General features: G+C 71.1%; 15 protein-coding genes. 13 read left to right on the top strand and 2 right to left on the bottom strand.

The features are described 5' to 3' along the window. Positions 1–72: 72 nt before the first annotated feature. Positions 73–1287 (top strand): signal recognition particle-docking protein FtsY, encoded by a 1215-nt coding sequence (gene ftsY / locus AB5L52_RS13130; protein ID WP_351024449.1) that lies wholly within the window; start codon positions 73–75, stop codon positions 1285–1287. 153 nt (positions 1288–1440) lie between these two features. Here ftsY and AB5L52_RS13125 read toward each other — a convergent pair whose 3' ends face one another. Next, positions 1441–2103 (bottom strand): bifunctional DNA primase/polymerase, encoded by a 663-nt coding sequence (locus tag AB5L52_RS13125; RefSeq protein WP_351024452.1) that lies wholly within the window; start codon positions 2101–2103, stop codon positions 1441–1443. Between the two features lie 489 nt (positions 2104–2592). Here AB5L52_RS13125 and AB5L52_RS13120 point away from each other — a divergent pair, with 489 nt between their 5' ends. The 6 genes from AB5L52_RS13120 (at position 2593) to ftsH (ending at position 12248) form a co-directional block, all read left to right on the top strand. Then, a complete protein-coding gene (locus AB5L52_RS13120) occupies positions 2593–4071 on the top strand; it encodes a hypothetical protein (protein ID WP_351564835.1) in 1479 nt (492 codons plus the stop codon). A gap of 343 nt (positions 4072–4414) precedes the next feature. After that, complete coding sequence (locus tag AB5L52_RS13115) at positions 4415–5761, top strand: ammonium transporter (protein ID WP_351024457.1); 1347 nt, start codon at positions 4415–4417, stop codon at positions 5759–5761. Beyond that, positions 5758–6096 carry a P-II family nitrogen regulator gene (locus AB5L52_RS13110; protein WP_043680493.1) on the top strand — a complete coding sequence of 113 codons (339 nt, stop codon included), beginning with the start codon at positions 5758–5760 and terminating at the stop codon, positions 6094–6096. Before AB5L52_RS13115 ends, AB5L52_RS13110 begins: the two co-directional genes overlap by 4 nt. Before the next feature lie 31 nt (positions 6097–6127). After that, complete coding sequence (locus tag AB5L52_RS13105) at positions 6128–8572, top strand: [protein-PII] uridylyltransferase (RefSeq protein WP_369364127.1); 2445 nt, start codon at positions 6128–6130, stop codon at positions 8570–8572. Positions 8573–8668: 96 nt separating this feature from the next. Continuing rightward, positions 8669–10219, top strand: a complete 1551-nt coding sequence (gene ffh, locus AB5L52_RS13100) for a signal recognition particle protein (protein WP_351564829.1) — start codon at positions 8669–8671, stop codon at positions 10217–10219. 85 nt (positions 10220–10304) lie between these two features. Next, positions 10305–12248: an ATP-dependent zinc metalloprotease FtsH gene (gene ftsH / locus AB5L52_RS13095; protein ID WP_351024466.1), complete on the top strand. Its 1944-nt coding sequence runs from the start codon at positions 10305–10307 to the stop codon at positions 12246–12248. Between the two features lie 43 nt (positions 12249–12291). Here ftsH and AB5L52_RS13090 read toward each other — a convergent pair whose 3' ends face one another. Further along, positions 12292–13206 (bottom strand): class I SAM-dependent methyltransferase, encoded by a 915-nt coding sequence (locus AB5L52_RS13090; protein WP_351024469.1) that lies wholly within the window; start codon positions 13204–13206, stop codon positions 12292–12294. A 576-nt stretch (positions 13207–13782) separates the two neighbouring features. Here AB5L52_RS13090 and AB5L52_RS13085 point away from each other — a divergent pair. From AB5L52_RS13085 to rplS, 6 genes are all read left to right on the top strand, one after another. Then, positions 13783–14379 (top strand): hypothetical protein, encoded by a 597-nt coding sequence (locus AB5L52_RS13085; protein ID WP_351024471.1) that lies wholly within the window; start codon positions 13783–13785, stop codon positions 14377–14379. Positions 14380–14704: 325 nt separating this feature from the next. Further along, positions 14705–15124 (top strand): 30S ribosomal protein S16, encoded by a 420-nt coding sequence (rpsP, locus tag AB5L52_RS13080; protein WP_351024473.1) that lies wholly within the window; start codon positions 14705–14707, stop codon positions 15122–15124. Between the two features lie 5 nt (positions 15125–15129). Next, positions 15130–15369 carry an RNA-binding protein gene (locus tag AB5L52_RS13075; RefSeq protein ID WP_003973401.1) on the top strand — a complete coding sequence of 80 codons (240 nt, stop codon included), beginning with the start codon at positions 15130–15132 and terminating at the stop codon, positions 15367–15369. A 122-nt stretch (positions 15370–15491) separates the two neighbouring features. Then, positions 15492–16085 (top strand): ribosome maturation factor RimM, encoded by a 594-nt coding sequence (rimM, locus tag AB5L52_RS13070; protein WP_369364122.1) that lies wholly within the window; start codon positions 15492–15494, stop codon positions 16083–16085. Next, positions 16082–16915, top strand: a complete 834-nt coding sequence (gene trmD / locus AB5L52_RS13065; protein WP_369364120.1) for a tRNA (guanosine(37)-N1)-methyltransferase TrmD — start codon at positions 16082–16084, stop codon at positions 16913–16915. Before rimM ends, trmD begins: the two co-directional genes overlap by 4 nt. A gap of 135 nt (positions 16916–17050) precedes the next feature. Beyond that, complete coding sequence (gene rplS / locus AB5L52_RS13060; RefSeq protein ID WP_069778487.1) at positions 17051–17401, top strand: 50S ribosomal protein L19; 351 nt, start codon at positions 17051–17053, stop codon at positions 17399–17401. Positions 17402–17426 lie beyond the last annotated feature (25 nt).

The following is a 17426-nucleotide window of genomic DNA, read 5'->3' as shown; positions in this document are numbered from 1 at the left end:
AGCGGCCTTTGTCTCTCAGAGGAAGCCACAAAGAGGCTCCCCTCGTCACCCATGGCTGATACTGGACGGGTTATGGAAACCGTCATCCTTGCTGTAGTCATCGCCGTGGTCGTGATCGGCGCGCTCGGTGGGCTGATCGTGGGCACCCGGCGCCGGAAGCCGCTGCCTCCGCCGCCCCCGAAGGCGCCCGACATCACCGCGCCCCCGGCCGAGCCGCACGTCGGCGACGAGGCCGAGACGCCGCGCGACGAACCGCGCCGGACGATCGAGGAGGTGGATCTCCCCGGTGGCGCCGCACCGGTCGCCGTGGAGGAGCCTCCTGCCGGCCCCGCCCTCGAAGAGGCGCCGGAGCTGGAGATCCCGGAGCCCACCGCGGGCCGGCTGGTCCGGCTGCGCGCCCGCCTGTCCCGCTCCCAGAACGCGCTCGGCAAGGGCCTGCTCACGCTGCTCTCGCGCGAGCACCTGGACGACGAGACCTGGGAGGAGATCGAGGACACGCTGCTCACCGCCGACGTCGGCGTGCAGCCCACCCAGGAGCTGGTCGAGGGCCTGCGGGAGCGTGTGAAGGTGCTCGGCACCCGCACGCCCGACGAACTGCGCGGCCTGCTGCGTGAGGAGCTGCTCAAGCTGGTCGGCACCGACGTCGACCGCTCGGTGAAGACCGAGCCCGAGGACCGCAAGCCCGGCATCGTGATGGTCGTCGGCGTCAACGGCACCGGCAAGACCACCACCACCGGCAAGCTCGCGCGCGTGCTCGTGGCCGACGGCCGTACCGTCGTCCTGGGTGCCGCCGACACCTTCCGTGCCGCCGCCGCCGACCAGCTGCAGACCTGGGGCGAGCGGGTCGGCGCCCACACCGTGCGCGGCCCCGAGGCCGGCGACCCCGCCTCCGTGGCCTTCGACGCGGTCAAGGAGGGCAAGGAGATGGGGGTCGACGTCGTCCTCATCGACACCGCCGGCCGGCTGCACACCAAGACCGGTCTCATGGACGAGCTGGGCAAGGTCAAGCGGGTCGTGGAGAAGCACGCGCCGCTCGACGAGGTGCTGCTCGTCCTGGACGCCACCACCGGGCAGAACGGCCTGGTGCAGGCCCGCGTGTTCGCGGAGGTCGTGGACATCACCGGCATCGTGCTGACCAAGCTCGACGGTACGGCCAAGGGCGGCATCGTCGTCGCGGTCCAGCGCGAGCTGGGCGTGCCGGTCAAGCTGGTCGGTCTCGGCGAGGGCGCGGACGATCTCGCGCCGTTCGAGCCGGAGGCGTTCGTGGATGCCCTTATCGGCGACTAGTCACCCACCCGGGAATTTCCCTGGGTGGTCAGTCGCGGTCAGCGAAGAAGTGCCCGCCCTCAAGATGCAGTTGAGGACGGGCACTTCGCTTTCTCCGGATGGGCTGCTGCGAGGGGCTGCTGCAAGAGGCTGCTGCGAGGGGCTACGGCGGAGTCACGCCCGTTCCCGCGACCGGTGCGCCACATACGCCAGCGTGCCCAGCAGCAACCGTGCCGCCGGTGGCCGTGTCGCCGAGTCCAGCGCGGGCGGGCGCAGCCAGCGCACCGGGCCGAGGCCGCCCCGGTCGGAGGGCGGCGCGGTGAGGTGCGTACCGGGGCCGAGGCCGCGCAGGTCCAGGGCCGAGGCGTCGTCCCAGCCCATGCGGTAGAGCAGCCGGGGGAGTTCGGCGGCGGCGCCGGGGGCGACGAAGAACTGGGCGCGGCCGTCGGGGGTCGCGATGACCGGGCCGAGGGGGAGGCCCATGCGCTCCAGGCGGACCAGGGCGCGGCGGCCGGCGGCCTCGCAGACCTCGATGACGTCGAACGCCTGGCCCACCGGCAGCATCACCGCGGCGCCCGGGAACTCGGACCAGGCCTTGCTCACGTCGTCCAGCGTGGCCCCGGCCGGCACAGAGGGAGCGAAGTCGAGCGGATGCGCGCCCGGCGCGGGACAGTCGGCGTGCCCGCACGAACAGGCGCCCGCCGCGGCGCGCGCCCCCGGCACCACGTCCCAGCCCCACAGCCCGGTGAACTCGGCGACAGCGGTGCACTCCGACGTACGGCCGCGCCGGCGCGTACCGGAGCGGATCTCGCGAATGCCTCCGATCGTGAAGCCCATGCCCCCTCCAACGGGTCAGCGCGCCGGTGGTTACGACACGGAACGAGGCGAAAGCGGAATGTAACGCTACGGCTCCGCCTGCCCGTGCCGACGCGAGGTCAGGCGGCGCCTTGAAGCGCGGCCAGTGGCGCGTCGGGGCCTGTGCGCCCCCAGTGCGCGTCACTCCGCCCACTTCCGGCCGTCCTATGTCAAGTGAATCGCGTGCGGGCGGGCGTGAGTTCATTCGAAGGGGTGGCGAATGGTGGCGTTTCCGGGATCCCCGTGGCTGAGCGGGTGATCGTAGGATTACTGTGAGTGTGCGAGTCCGGGAGGCATATGCATCCAGGGGTATGCCGGAGGCGAGTCGTCAGCTCGTTCGACGGGTGAGAACCGGCGGACGGGAAGCCGTATTTTCCGGCATTCTGATAGGGCTTGGCGCGTGGCGGTCTCCCTGACGGGCGACCCAGGATCGCAACGACGACAAGTGGTCTCAGGGATGGGGGCGTTCCAGTGAGCGGCAACGGCGGTAGCGGGGTGAACGCTGACAAGCGCCCCAACGAGCTGCTCGGCTCGTGGTTCGTGCGCAGCGGCTGGTCCAAGGGCGAGCTGGCGCGCCAAGTGAACCGCAGGGCCCGCCAGTTGGGGGCCAACCACATCTCCACCGACACCTCGCGCGTGCGACGCTGGCTGGACGGGGAGAACCCGCGGGAGCCAATCCCGCGCATCCTCTCGGAGCTGTTCTCCGAGCGCTTCGGCTGTGTGGTCTCCATCGAGGACCTCGGCCTGCGCGCCGCCCGGCAGTCACCCTCCGTGTCCGGAGTCGACCTGCCCTGGACGGGCCCGCAGACGGTCGCCCTGCTCAGCGAGTTCTCGCGCAGCGATCTGATGCTGGCCCGGCGCGGCTTCCTCGGCACCTCCCTGGCGCTGTCCGCCGGCCCGACCCTCATCGAGCCCATGCAGCGCTGGCTCGTGCCGACGCCCGCCTCCGCGGTCCCCGTCGCGCCGGAGCCCGTGCTCGACTCCCGCAGGCCCGGCCGGCTGTCCCGGCCCGAGCTGGACCTGCTGGAGTCCACCACGCGGATGTTCCGGCAGTGGGACGCCCAGTGCGGCGGCGGCCTGCGCCGCAAGGCGGTCGTCGGCCAGCTGCACGAGGTCACCGACCTGCTCCAGGAGCCGCAGCCCGAGGCCACCACCCGCAAGCTCTTCAAGGTCGCCGCCGAGCTGGCCGAGCTGGCCGGCTGGATGTCGTACGACGTCGGGCTCCAGCCCACCGCGCAGAAGTACTTCGTCCTGGCCCTGCACGCGGCCAAGGAGGCCGGTGACAAGCCGCTCGGCTCGTACATCCTGTCCAGCATGAGCCGCCAGATGATCCATCTCGGTCGGCCCGACGACGCCCTGGAGCTGATCCACCTCGCCCAGTACGGCAGCCGCGACTGCGCGAGCCCGCGCACCCAGTCCATGCTGTATGCGATGGAGGCCCGCGCCTACGCCAACATGGGCCAGCCCGGCAAGACCAAGCGCGCGGTCCGCATGGCCGAGGACACCTTCGCCGAGGCCGACGAGTGGGACGAGCCGGACCCCGACTGGATCCGCTTCTTCTCCGAGGCCGAGCTGTACGGCGAGAACTCCCACTCCTTCCGCGACCTCGCCTACGTCGCCGGGCGCAGCCCCACCTACGCCTCTCTCGCCGAGCCGCTCATGCAGCGGGCGGTGGAGCTGTTCGCCAAGGACAGTGAGCACCAGCGGTCGTATGCGCTGAATCTGATCGGCATGGCCACCGTGCACCTGCTCCAGCGCGAGCCCGAGGAGAGCACGGCTTTTGCCACCCGGGCCATGGACATCGCCAAGAAGGTCCGGTCCGAGCGTGTGAACACTCGTATTCGAAAGACCGTCGACACGGCCGTACGCGATTACGGCGACCTCGCGGTCGTCGTCGACCTCGGCGATCAGCTCGCCGTCGACCTGCCGGAGACCGCGGAAGCGGTCTGACACCCCCGGCCACCCGTCCCCGGCCGCGGCCGGTCCTCCCGAACTGCCCGACTCGGCTCCCCCGCGCCAGGTCATCGGAGAGGCCCGCCGCGGCCGGTTCGCCGCTCCGGCCGGATCACCCGGAGGAGGTTGCGTCACGATAACGATCGGCACGGCCGAGATCCGGCAGTTCATGTACGCGTAACACGCAAGGCGTCTTCGTCACTCCGGCGAAACAACGAGGGGCGTCCACCGAAACCGCGCTGCGCCAATCTCATGGCGCATAACCGGCCCACCCCCCGCCACCACCGGACCGCCCAGGCACCGCCCGCACGGGGCCGTAGAAACCGACGAGGAGACGCCGATGGCTCCAGCCATCACGCTTGCCGCGGAGGCACCCAAGCTGTCGTCCGCGAACACAGGCTTCATGCTCATTGCTTCCGCCCTGGTGTTGATCATGACCCCGGGACTGGCCTTCTTCTACGGAGGCATGGTCCGGGTCAAGAGCACCCTCAACATGCTGATGATGAGCTTCATCGCCATGGGCATCATCACGATCCTCTGGACGCTCTACGGCTTCTCCCTCGCCTTCGGCACGCACAACGGCCTGATCGGCTGGAACTCCGACTGGTTCGGGCTCAGCCACATCGGCCTGACGGAGCTGTGGCCCGGGTACACCATCCCGATCTTCGTCTTCATGGTGTTCCAGATGATGTTCGCCATCATCACCCCGGCCCTGATAAGCGGCGCGCTCGCCGACCGCGTGAAGTTCTCGGCCTGGTGCCTGTTCATCGCCCTGTGGGCCACGATCGTCTACGTCCCGGTCGCCCACTGGGTCTGGGGCGCCGACGGCTGGGCCTTCAAGCTCGGCGTGATCGACTTCGCGGGCGGTACGGCGGTCCACATCAACGCGGGTGCGGCGGCCCTCGGTGTCATCCTCGTCATCGGCAAGCGCGTCGGCTTCAAGAAGGACCCGATGCGCCCGCACAGCCTCCCGCTGGTCATGCTCGGCGCCGGTCTGCTGTGGTTCGGCTGGTTCGGCTTCAACGCGGGCTCCTGGCTCGGCAACGACGACGGCGTCGGCGCGCTGATGTTCGTCAACACGCAGGTCGCCACGGGCGCCGCCATGCTGGCCTGGCTCGCCTACGAGAAGATCCGGCACGGCGCGTTCACCACGCTGGGCGCTGCCTCCGGCGCGGTCGCCGGTCTGGTCGCGATCACCCCGTCCGGCGGCGCGGTCTCCCCGCTCGGCGCGATCGCCGTCGGCGCCATCGCCGGTGTCGCCTGCGCCGCGGCCGTGGGCCTGAAGTTCAAGTTCGGCTACGACGACTCCCTGGACGTCGTCGGCGTCCACATGGTCGGCGGCATCCTCGGCTCCCTGCTGATCGGCTTCTTCGCCACCGGAAAGGGCCAGTCCACCGCGACCGGCGTCTTCTACGGCGACCACTCCTTCACCCAGCTGTGGAAGCAGTGCGCCGGTGTCGGCGCGGTCCTCGCCTACTCGCTGGTCGTCTCCGCGATCCTCGCCTTCCTCCTCGACAAGACCATCGGCATGCGGGTCACCGAGGACGAGGAGATCTCCGGTATCGACCAGGCCGAGCACGCCGAGAGCGCCTACGACTTCAGCGGCACCGGTGGCGGTGTCATCGGCTCCGCCGCGCACTCCTCGGCCCTGGCCGCCGCCACGCAGACCAAGAAGGTGGACGCATGAAGCTCATCACCGCCGTCGTCAAGCCCCACCGACTGGATGAGATCAAGGAGGCCCTGCAGGCCTTCGGCGTGCACGGCCTGACGGTCACCGAGGCCAGCGGCTACGGTCGTCAGCGGGGCCACACCGAGGTCTACCGCGGTGCCGAGTACACCGTCGACCTGGTCCCCAAGATCCGCATAGAGGTACTGGCCGAGGACGACGACTCCGAGCAGCTGATCGACGTCATCGTCAAGGCCGCCCGCACCGGCAAGATCGGTGACGGCAAGGTCTGGTCCCTGCCGGTCGAGACGGCCGTACGGGTCCGCACCGGCGAGCGCGGCCCCGACGCGCTCTGACGGACAGCAGAAAAAGAACGGGAGCCACTGGGTGACGGGAACGGACGTGCGCACGGAAGCAGAGGACTCGGGACCCAGCGGCTACGCGGCGGCCCGGCTGCGCCTCCTCACCGAGGGGGCGCGGTCCGGGCCGCCGCGCCGTGCCGCCCTCGCGGAACTGACCGACGACTGGCTCGGCGGCCTGTTCACCGCGGCCGCCAAGGACCTCAGGGGCGCCTCCCTCGTCGCGGTCGGCGGCTACGGCCGTGGCGAGCTGTCCCCGCGCAGCGATCTCGACCTCCTGCTGCTGCACGACGGCTCCGACCCCGGCGCCGTCGCCGCCCTCGCCGACCGCCTCTGGTATCCGATCTGGGACCTCGGCCTCGCCCTCGACCACTCCGTGCGCACCCCCGCGGAGGCCCGGAAGACCGCCGGAGAGGATGTGAAAGTCCAGCTCGGCCTCCTGGACGCCCGCCATCTCGCCGGCGACCTCGGCCTCACCGCCGGGCTGCGCACGGCCGTCCTCGCCGACTGGCGCAACCAGGCCCCCAAACGCCTCCCCGAACTCCAGGAACTGTGCGCCGAACGCGCCGACCGGCAGGGCGAGTTGCAGTACCTGCTGGAACCCGACCTGAAGGAGGCCCGCGGCGGCCTGCGGGACGCCACCGCGCTGCGCGCCGTCGCCGCGTCCTGGCTCGCCGACGCCCCGCGCGAGGGCCTCGCCGACGCGCGCCGACGCCTGCTCGACGTACGGGACGCGCTGCACCTGGCGACGGGCCGCGCCACCGACCGGCTCGCGCTCCAGGAGCAGGACCAGGTGGCGGCCGAGCTGGGCCTGCTGGACGCGGACACGCTGCTGCGGCAGGTGTACGAGGCGGCGCGCGTCATCGCGTACGCCAGTGACGTCACCTGGCGCGAGGTGGGGCGCGTGTTGCGGGCGCGCGCCGTACGACCGCGCCTGCGCGCCATGCTGGGCGGCGGCAAGCCGGTCGTCGAGCGCTCCCCGCTGGCCGAGGGGGTGGTGGAGCAGGACGGTGAGGTGGTGCTCGCCCGTGCCGCGCGCCCCGATCGCGACCCCGCGCTCCCTTTGCGCGCCGCGGCCGCCGCCGCGCAGGCCGGCCTCCCGCTCTCCCTGCACGCCGTACGGCGCATGGCCGCGACCGTGCGCCCCCTGCCCACGCCCTGGCCCGCCGAGGCCCGCGAGCAGCTGGTCACCCTGCTCGGCTCCGGCCGCCCCACCGTCGACGTCTGGGAGGCGCTGGAGGCGGAGGGCCTGATCAGCCGCCTGCTGCCGGACTGGGAACGGGTCCGCTGCCGCCCGCAGCGCAATGCCGTCCATATCTGGACGGTCGACCGGCATCTGATCGAGACGGCCGTCCGCGCCTCCGAACTGACCCGCCGCGTCAGCCGCCCCGATCTGCTCCTGGTCGCCGCCCTGCTGCACGACATCGGCAAGGGCTGGCCCGGCGACCACTCGCTGGCCGGCGAGATCATCGCCAAGGACGTGGCCGCGCGGATCGGCTTCGACCGGTCGGACGTGGCCGTGCTGTCCCTCCTGGTCCGCCACCACCTGCTCCTCATCGAGACGGCCACCCGCCGCGACCTGGACGACCCCGCCACGGTCCGCTCGGTCGCCGAGGCGGTCGGCACCCAGAGCACCCTGGAGCTGCTGCACGCGCTGACCGAGGCCGACGCCCTCGCCACCGGACCGGCGGCCTGGTCCTCCTGGCGCGGCTCCCTCGTCGCCGACCTGGTCCGGCGGGTCTCCGCCGTACTCGCCGGAGACGTCCCCGAGGAGCCGGAGCCCGCCGCGCCCACGGCCGAGCAGGAGCGGCTGGCGATCGAGGCGTACCGCACCGGCGGCCCGGTCCTCGCGCTGCGCGCCCAGCGAGAACCGGTCACCGAGGAGGAGTCCGCCCAGGAACCGCTCGGCGTCGAGCTGCTGATCGCCGTACCCGACCAGCCCGCCGTGCTCCCCGCCGTCGCCGGTGTCCTCGCTGTGCACCGCCTCACCGTGCGCACGGCGGAGCTGCGCACCCTGACGCTGCCGGACGACGTCGAAGACGGCGCGGTGCTGCTGCTCAACTGGCGGGTGGCCGCCGAGTACGGCTCCCTGCCCCAGGCCGCCCGGCTCCGCTCCGACCTCGTCCGCGCCCTGGACGGCACCCTGGACATCGCCGGCCGGCTCGCCGAGCGCGACGCGGCCTACCCCCGCCGACGCGGCTGGATCGCCCCGCCCGCCCGGGTGACGGTGGCCCCGGCCGCCTCCCACCACGCCACGGTCATAGAGGTCCGCGCCCAGGACGCCCCGGGCCTGCTGCACCGCATCGGGACGGCCCTGGAGAAGGCGGGGGTGCGGGTACGGAGCATGCATGTGAGCACGCTGGGCTCCAACGCCGTGGACGCGTTCTACGTCACCACGGGGGCGGGGGAGCCGTTGCCGGGGGAGGACGCCGGATCCCTGGCCCGGGTGCTGGAGGCGACCCTGCGCGGATGAGCCGGGGGACGACCTTCCCCGGTGTCTTCGGCGCCGGGATACCCTGGAGGGCGATTCCCATCAAGACCGTCACCGACCCCGAGGACCGCGAGCGCCGTGTTCGACACTCTCTCCGATCGCCTGTCAGCGACTTTCAAGAACCTGCGCGGCAAGGGACGGCTCTCCGAGGCGGACATCGACGCCACCGCGCGCGAGATCCGCATCGCGCTCCTCGAAGCGGATGTAGCCCTCCCTGTCGTGCGCACGTTCATCAAGAACGTCAAGGAGCGCGCCCTCGGTGTCGAGGTCTCCAAGGCGCTGAACCCGGCCCAGCAGGTCCTGAAGATCGTCAACGACGAGCTGGTCACCATCCTCGGCGGCGAGACCCGGCGGCTGCGCTTCGCCAAGCAGCCGCCCACCGTGATCATGCTCGCGGGTCTGCAGGGTGCCGGTAAGACCACCCTCGCGGGCAAGCTCGGCCGCTGGCTGAAGGAGCAGGGCCACTCCCCGCTGCTGGTCGCCGCCGACCTCCAGCGCCCGAACGCCGTCAACCAGCTGAGCGTCGTCGCCGAACGCGCGGGCGTGGCGGTCTTCGCGCCCGAGCCGGGCAACGGCGTCGGTGACCCGGTGCAGGTCGCCAAGGACTCCATCGAGTTCGCGAAGTCCAAGGTCCACGACATCGTGATCGTGGACACCGCGGGCCGCCTCGGTATCGACCAGGAGATGATGCAGCAGGCCGCGGACATCCGCGACGCCGTCTCCCCGGACGAGATCCTGTTCGTCGTCGACGCGATGATCGGCCAGGACGCCGTCAACACCGCCGAGGCCTTCCGCGACGGCGTCGGCTTCGACGGCGTGGTGCTCTCCAAGCTCGACGGCGACGCCCGTGGTGGTGCCGCCCTGTCGATCCGCGAGATCACCGGCAAGCCGATCATGTTCGCGTCGAACGGCGAGAAGCTGGACGACTTCGACGCCTTCCACCCGGACCGGATGGCCTCCCGCATCCTCGACATGGGTGACCTGCTCACCCTGATCGAGCAGGCGGAGAAGACCTTCAGCCAGGAAGAGGCCGCCAAGATGGCCTCGAAGCTGGCGTCCAAGAAGGGCCAGGACTTCACCCTGGACGACTTCCTGGCCCAGATGGAGCAGGTCAGGAAGATGGGCAGCATCAGCAAGCTGCTCGGCATGCTTCCGGGCATGGGCCAGATCAAGGACCAGATCCAGAACATCGACGAGCGGGACGTCGACCGCACCGCCGCGATCATCAAGTCGATGACCCCGGGTGAGCGCCAGGACCCGACGATCATCAACGGCTCCCGCCGCGCCCGTATCGCCAAGGGTTCCGGTGTCGAGGTCAGCGCGGTGAAGAACCTGGTCGAGCGGTTCTTCGACGCCCGCAAGATGATGTCCCGCATGGCCCAGGGCGGCGGGATGCCGGGCATGCCGGGGATGCCGGGCATGGGCGGCGGCCCCGGCCGCACCAAGAAGCAGCCGAAGAAGGCCAAGGGCAAGCAGCGCTCCGGCAACCCGATGAAGCGCAGGCAGCAGGAGCTGGAGGAGGCCCAGCGCCGCGAGGCCGCCGGACAGGCCGGTGGCGCGTTCGGGCTGCCGCAGCAGGGCGGCCAGGACTTCGAGCTGCCGGACGAGTTCAAGAAGTTCATGGGCTGACGGGTTCAGGGACTCCACGGGTCGAGTCGCCCCGGGGTTCACCTCTGCGCGTGCCAGGGGTTGGTCGGTGTCGTACGGTCCGCATATGACCAACCCCGCGCCGCCACGCAAGTCGCCCGACCAGCCCTGGCGCACCGAGGGCGCCCCCGACGAGCCGCCGCAGCAGCCGCCCGGCGGGCGCGGGATGCGGGGCGGCTGGTGGCGCCTGATCCTCACCGCGCTGATCGTGTACCTGATCGCGAACCTGGTGCTGTCGTACTTCGACCAGGAGACCGAGCCGACGATCGCGTACACCGAGTTCAGCAGGCAGGTGAACGACGGCAATGTCGCCAAGATCTACGCCAAGGGCGACTCGATCCAGGGCCAGCTGAAGAAGGAACAGAAGAACCCCGAGGGCGGCGGGAAGTACACCAAGTTCAACACCGAGCGGCCGTCCTTCGCGAACGACAGCCTCTGGTCGAACCTGACCAAGCACAACGTCACGGTGACGGCGGAACCGGTCGTCCAGCACCGCAGCTTCCTCTCCAACCTGCTGATCTCGCTGGCACCGATGCTGCTGCTGATCGCCGTGTGGATCTTCATCGCGCGGCGGATGAGGGCGGGGCTCGGCGGTGGTGCGGGCGGCATGCTGGGCCGCAAGGCGCCGCCGAAGCCGGTCGAGCTGGTGCCGGGCGAGAAGCGCACCACCTTCGCGGACGTGGCCGGCATCGACGAGGTCGAGGGCGAGCTGAACGACGTCGTCGACTTCCTGAAGAACCCCGACGCCTACCGCCGTATGGGCGCCAAGATGCCCCGCGGTGTGCTGCTGGCGGGCCCGCCCGGCACCGGAAAGACGCTGCTCGCGCGGGCGGTCGCCGGCGAGGCGGGCGTGCCGTTCTTCTCCGCGTCCGCGTCCGAGTTCATCGAGATGATCGTGGGCGTCGGCGCCTCCCGCGTGCGAGAGCTGTTCGCGGAGGCCCGCAAGGTCGCGCCGTCGATCATCTTCATCGACGAGATCGACACCATCGGGCGGGCCCGCGGCGGCGGCGCGTCGATGGGCGGGCACGACGAGCGCGAGCAGACCCTGAACCAGATCCTCACCGAGATGGACGGCTTCTCCGGTTCGGAGGGCGTCATCGTCATCGCGGCCACCAACCGTGCCGACATCCTCGACCCGGCGCTGACCCGCCCCGGCCGCTTCGACCGGGTGGTCCAGGTCTCGCCCCCGGACCGCGGCGGCCGCGAGGCCATCCTGGAGATCCACACCCGTGACATCCCGATGGCGCCGGACGTCGACCTCGCCCAGGTCGCCCGTACGACCCCGGGCATGACCGGCGCGGATCTGGCCAACCTCGCCAACGAGGCCGCCCTGCTCGCGGTGAAGCGGCAACAGGAACGGGTGCACCAGGCCGACCTGTCCGACGCTCTGGAGAAGGTCCAGCTCGGCGCGGAACGGCCGCTGGTGATGCCCGAGGAGGAACGCCGGCGCACCGCCTACCACGAGAGCGGACACGCCCTGCTGGGCATGCTCCAGCCGGGCGCCGACCCGGTCCGCAAGATCACCATCGTGCCGCGCGGCCGCGCCCTCGGCGTCACCCTGTCCACCCCGGACGCGGACAAGTACGCGTACACCGAGGAGTATCTGCGCGGCCGGATCATCGGCGCGCTCGGCGGGATGGCGGCCGAGCACGTCGTATACGACGTGATCACCACCGGCTCCGAGAGCGACCTGGAACAGGTCACCAACATCGCGCGCGGAATGGTGTCCCGCTGGGGCATGAGCGAGGAGGTCGGCCGCCTCTCCGCGCTCCCCAACGACGCCCAGCAGGCCTACGGCCTCGCCGCCGCCCCGCAGACCCTCGACGTGATCGACACCGAGATGCGGCGGATCGTGGACGAGTGCTACGAGGAGGCGTGCCGCAAACTCCGCGACCACCGCGGCCAGTTGGACGCCCTCGCCGAGGCGCTGCTGGCGAACGAGACGCTGGAGGAGGCGGACGCGTACCGGATCGCCGGGATCACGCGCCTGACGAAGGACACCGAGGTCTGAGCGTGGGCTGCGTCCCCGTGGGGGGAGCGATCGGCCACGACTTTCACGTCACGCGCGCGATCAGGTACCGGAAGACGTTCGGCATCCACACGGTCCCGTCCGGACGCCGGTACGGATGGAGGGCCTCCGTCAGCTCCTTGTCGACCTGCTTGGCGTCGGCCGCCGCGATCGCCGCGTCGAACAGTCCGGTCGACAGCAGCCCGCGTACCGCACTGTCGACATCGGCGTAACCGAACGGGCAGGCCACCCGCCCCGAGCCGTCCGGCTTCAGCCCGGCCCGCTGGGCGACCTCCTCCAGGTCGTCCCGCCGGGCCGGCCGCCAGCTGCGCGCGCTGCGCAGGGGATCGGCCAGTTTCGTCGCCACCCGCAGCACCGAGGAGGTGGCGCAGCGCTCCGGCGGACCCCAGCCGGCCAGCACCACGGCGGCCCCCCTCGCGGCCGACGGCAGCGCGCCCGCCAGCAGCTCACCGAGCCCCTCGGAGTCCCCGGCGAGGCACCCGATCGGCTCGAAGACGGTCACCAGGGTGTACGCGACCGTCTCCGCGCCTGCCGCGGCACGGGCCATCCCGTCGAGAAGCCGTACGGCGGCACGCACGCGTGGCTGCCTTCTTCCACCGCGCGGACCGTGGCGGTGTCCGCCGGGGACGCCGCTTCTGTCGCGAGGCGCGTCCGGCAGCAGGCGTTCGCGGGCGAGAGCGAGCCGTTCGGGTGAGGCGGCGTCGACACCGGTGACCGCGGCGCCTCTGCCGGCCGCCAGCAGCAGCGCGAGCCCGGAGCCGCAGCGCAGGCCCAGCAGCCGGGTGGCGGGGCCCACTTCGAGTCGTTCGTAGACGGCTTCGTAGAGCGGCACCAGCATCCGCTCCTGGATCTCGGACCAGTCACGCGCGCGTGCGCACAGGTCCACGCGGGGTGCGGAATCCGCGTGGGACGCGTGCTGCCGCACGAGCGTAGGTGTCATAGGTAAGCGCCCCAATCCGCCGACAGTTCGCCGCTGTGCCCGGTTGCGTGGCTCCGCGCGCCGTGCGCGCGCACTTGCCACGTATGCCAGGTAACTCCCGGCGCGCGACCCCGTCCAGGGGGTGTGGGGCCCCGCTTGGGGTGCGGGCGCCGGTGTGGCGAGATTTCACATCCCGGCAATCTGGATGGCCATACGGTGTCCGCTTCGGGGGAACGAGCCGGTGCCGGGGGGTCGGGCAGCGCGCGGTAACGTCCCGCGCGTTCCGCACGCTGACCCAAGTGAGGCCCCGCGCCGAGAGCGACCGAAAGGGCTCTTGCGCAGGCGCCGAAGGCTAGAGGGCCGGCCGTACTGGCCAACCGAAGGGGCGGCCCGAAGGGCCTCCGTTGAGGGCGGTGGTGGGCGACGGGCGGGCGTAGTGCGGACTACGCACCGGCTTGGTAGGAGCTGTGAGGCTTCTCCGCAGATCAGCGCACCCGCCCTCGTCCGGACGCATCAGCGGCAACTGACGGGTACGTGCAAATTATTTGGGATGCCCCGGAATAGGAACACAGCGGCACCCCCGCTCGTTGTCATTACGTGAGCACGACACAGACACCACCTGTTCTCGCCGCAGAGCTGGCACAGGCGTGGGCCGACATTCAGCGGTACCACCCCGAGCTGCCGGACCTTGCCGCGCCAGAGTCCCTGATCGGGGAGTCGTCGTCCGCGTGCGGTCACGAACTCTCCTTCGAGCGACTGCTTCATGAGGCAGTCCACGGCATCGCCGCCGCCCGTGGGATCCGCGACACCTCCCGCGCCGGCCGTTACCACAACCGCCGTTTCCTCGCGATCGCCGAGGAGCTGGGCCTCGACCACCCCGAGGAGCCGCACCCGAGCAGCGGCTTCTCCCTGGTCACGCTCAACCCCGAGGCCAAGCGGCGCTACCGCCCGACCATCGAGCGGCTCCAGCGCGCGCTGAGAGCGCATACGGCGGCCACCTCCTCGGACACCTCCCGCACCTTCCGTGGCCCGGCCGCCCGGCACGGCTCCTCCGGCGGTGGCGTCCGCGTCAAGGCGGTCTGCGACTGCGGCCGCAACGTCCGCGTGGTCCCCTCGGTCCTGGCCCAGGCCCCCATCGTCTGCGGCGGCTGCGGCAAGCCGTTCCGCATCCCGGAGGTCGCGGGCGCGGCGTAGCGGCGGACGGCCGCACATCACCGGCATCTCGTGGGTGCCGGTACGTGACCTCCGTCCTGCGCGGGGTGCCGCGGGGAGCCCCGCGCAGCGCACCCGACGTGATCTCACCTCCACGCCGGGTGCCTCCGAGGCATGCCCAGCCGCAGTCCACGCCCCTCGGCCCGAAGCGGCCCGCAGGGTATGGCACAATGGCTAGCTGTACTCGACAGCCGCACAGGACCCCTCTCTCCTCCGGCTGACGCGTCCGTCGGGCACTCGGGTACCGCAACCCCACGCGGCAGACTCGCCGTGCCCAACCACGTCAAATCCAGGAGAACCCACTCCCGTGGCAGTCAAGATCAAGCTGAAGCGTCTGGGCAAGATCCGTTCGCCTCACTACCGCATCGTCGTCGCCGACTCCCGTACCCGCCGTGACGGCCGGGCCATCGAGGAGATCGGCAAGTACCACCCGACCTACAACCCGTCGGTCATGGAGGTGGACGCCGAGCGCGTGGCGTACTGGCTGGGTGTCGGCGCGCAGCCGACCGAGCCCGTTCTCGCCATCCTGAAGAAGACCGGCGACTGGCAGAAGTTCAAGGGCGAGCCGGCTCCCGCGCCGCTGCTCGTCGCCGAGCCGAAGTCGGCCCGTCCGTCGTTCGAGGCCCTCGCCGGTGAGGACGAGGGCAAGGGTGAGGCGATCACCCAGAAGAAGAAGGCTGAGAAGAAGGACGAGGCGGCTGCCGAGTCCGACTCGACCGAGGCCTGAGCAGCATGCTCGAAGAGGCGCTTGAGCACCTCGTGAAGGGCATCGTCGACAACCCTGACGATGTGCAGGTCGCCTCGCGCAACCTGCGCCGCGGGCGCGTGCTGGAGGTCCGGGTGCACCCCGACGACCTCGGCAAGGTGATCGGCCGCAACGGCCGTACCGCGCGCGCTCTGCGCACCGTCGTGGGCGCCATCGGCGGTCGCGGTGTCCGCGTCGACCTCGTCGACGTGGACCACGTCCGCTGACGCTTCATCGCAACCGGCTCGGGCCGGGGAGGGCCACTGGGCCGTCCCCGGCCCGAGCCGTATGCGCGGGCCGGCCGTATCCGCAGGATGCGTGAGCAGGAGATGACAGGAGAATTGGACACGTGCAGCTGGTAGTCGCGCGGATCGGCCGTGCCCATGGCATCAAGGGCGAGGTCACCGTCGAGGTACGCACCGACGAGCCCGAACTGAGGCTCGCCCCGGGCGCCGTCCTGGCCACCGACCCGGCCTCCGCCGGGCCGCTCACCATCGCCACCGGCCGCGTCCACAGCGGCCGCCTCCTGCTGCGCTTCGAGGGCGTCGGCGACCGCACCGGCGCCGAGGCCCTGCGCAACACCCTGCTGATCGCCGAGGTCGACCCCGAGGAACTGCCCGAGGACGAGGACGAGTACTACGACCACCAGCTCATCGACCTCGACGTGGTCACCGAGGACGGGACGGAGGTCGGCCGGATCACCGAGATCTCGCACCTGCCCTCCCAGGACCTGTTCATCGTGGAGCGCCCCGACGGGACCGAGGTGATGATCCCGTTCGTGGAGCAGATCGTCACCGAGATCGACCTGGCGGAGCAGCGGGCCGTCATCGCGCCCCCGCCGGGCCTGATCGACGACCGCGCCGAGATCGACTCCTCCAGGGAGGAGCCCGGAGACGAGTCCGGGGAAAAGTCCGGGGAAGAGTCCGGGGACAACCGCGCATGAGGCTCGACGTCGTCACGATCTTCCCCGAGTACCTGGAGCCCCTGAACGTCTCCCTGGTCGGCAAGGCACGCGCGCGTGGACAGCTGAACGTCCAGGTGCACGACCTGCGCGCATGGACGTACGACCGGCACAACACGGTCGACGACACGCCGTACGGCGGTGGCCCCGGCATGGTCATGAAGACCGAACCCTGGGGCGACGCCCTAGACACGATCCTCGCCGACGGCTACGAGACCGGCGCCCAGGCGCCCGCGCTGATCGTGCCCACCCCCAGCGGCCGCCCCTTCACCCAGGAACTCGCCGTCGAGCTCTCCGAGCGCCCCTGGCTGATCTTCACCCCGGCCCGCTACGAGGGCATCGACCGCCGCGTCATGGACGAGTACGCGACCCGTATGCCGGTGTACGAGGTGTCCATCGGCGACTACGTCCTCGCCGGCGGCGAGGCGGCCGTACTCGTCATCACGGAGGCCGTCGCCCGGCTGCTGCCCGGCGTCCTCGGCAACGCCGAGTCCCACCGCGACGACTCCTTCGCGCCCGGCGCGATGGCGAGCCTCCTGGAGGGCCCCGTCTACACCAAGCCGCCCGTCTGGCGCGGCCGGGACATCCCGGACGTGCTGCTCAGCGGCCACCACGGCAGGATCGCCCGCTGGCGCCGCGACGAGGCCCTGCGGCGTACGACCGCCCACCGGCCCGACCTCATCGAGCGCTGCGACCCCAAGGCCTTCGACAAGAAGGACCGCGAGATGCTGTCCATCCTGGGCTGGGAACCGGACCCGGCGGGGGAGCCGTACGGCCGATTTTGGCGGCGGGCCGAGGGCGTGGAACAATAGACCGCTGTTGTGCGCCCGTCCGGCGTGCGCCCCTGCCACAGGGGGACACGACGTCCGCCCCGACCCGCACACGGCTTCGTGCAAACACCTAGTTGCCGTTGATGACCTGTGGCATCAGCGAAGAAAGCAGACGAAATGTCTCACCTGCTCGACTCCGTCGACTCCGCGTCGCTGCGCAGCGACATCCCGGCCTTCCGCCCGGGTGACACCGTCAACGTCCACGTCCGCGTCATCGAGGGCAACCGCTCCCGTGTGCAGCAGTTCAAGGGCGTTGTGATCCGCCGTCAGGGCTCCGGTGTCCGCGAGACCTTCACGGTCCGCAAGGTCTCGTTCTCCGTCGGCGTCGAGCGCACCTTCCCGGTGCACACCCCGATCGTCGAGAAGATCGAGCTCGTCACCCGTGGTGACGTGCGCCGCGCCAAGCTGTACTACCTCCGTGACCTGCGCGGCAAGGCCGCGAAGATCAAGGAGAAGCGCGAGAGCTGAGCGCCTTCCCGGCGTCACATCGGAG

It is taken from the genome of Streptomyces sp. CG4 (assembly GCF_041080655.1).
Classification (GTDB): domain Bacteria; phylum Actinomycetota; class Actinomycetes; order Streptomycetales; family Streptomycetaceae; genus Streptomyces.
This window is presented reverse-complemented; position numbering and strand designations above follow the sequence as displayed.